Here is a 665-nt window from a genome sequence, read left to right as displayed (position 1 = left end):
TATTAAAGGTATTGGGAAATACGGCACCTTTTCTCACTTCGGACAGTGATGGGGCTAGCGTCACAAAAGTGGGCAACCGGGTGACGGTCAGGATTACAGGAAGAATTTATAATTTCACTAATTCCGTATTTTATACCTCTGATGGGCTGGATGTGATACCGACCATCGAGTTATATGCCATTAACTCAAGGTGATATCGGGTCCAGCCATGCCAGGCTTCACCCGTGGTGATGGTTTGCACGATGGTCCAGGTCCAGGTCAAGGCCAAGGCCAAGGTCAACGTCAAGGGCGTTTCGCTTTCCCGCTGCGCGGGCTGAGCGACCAAAGGGCGGCAGTCGCCCCGCCCTTTGGAATCCGGGCTTGCGGCTGGCGCATCGCCCGCTTTCAGCAGGTGCCTTCGCAAGCGTCGTTCACCGACGGAGCGGTCGTGACGGCACTACCCTGTGCCGGCTCTCCCTCTCACCGCCGTCCTGGCGGTTCGTCCTGGTTCACTGTGCTTCCTCAGCGCTGCTGAATGCCGCCTCAACGTCAAAACCCAGGTCAAAACCCAAGCCCAAAATCCTGATTCTCATTAATGAGCAGAGATCGTCACGTTCTGATGCTTTTAAACCCCACAGCGAGCGCTATCTTGCGGGGAGGGGGCCAGTTTGAGGTAAGCCGGACGT

At 55.9% G+C, this 665-nt stretch carries 1 pseudogene; it reads left to right on the top strand.

Going from position 1 to position 665, the window contains the following annotated elements:
* Positions 1-194: pseudogene (locus tag WH277_RS05655) on the top strand (hypothetical protein); the annotation flags it as partial.
* Between the last annotated feature and the right edge of the window lie 471 nt (positions 195-665).

This window comes from Erwinia sp. MYb416, from assembly GCF_037479575.1.
GTDB classification, from domain to species: domain Bacteria; phylum Pseudomonadota; class Gammaproteobacteria; order Enterobacterales; family Enterobacteriaceae; genus Erwinia; species Erwinia rhapontici.
The sequence above is the reverse complement of the archived record's forward strand: the minus strand, read 5'-3'. Positions and strand labels throughout refer to the sequence as shown.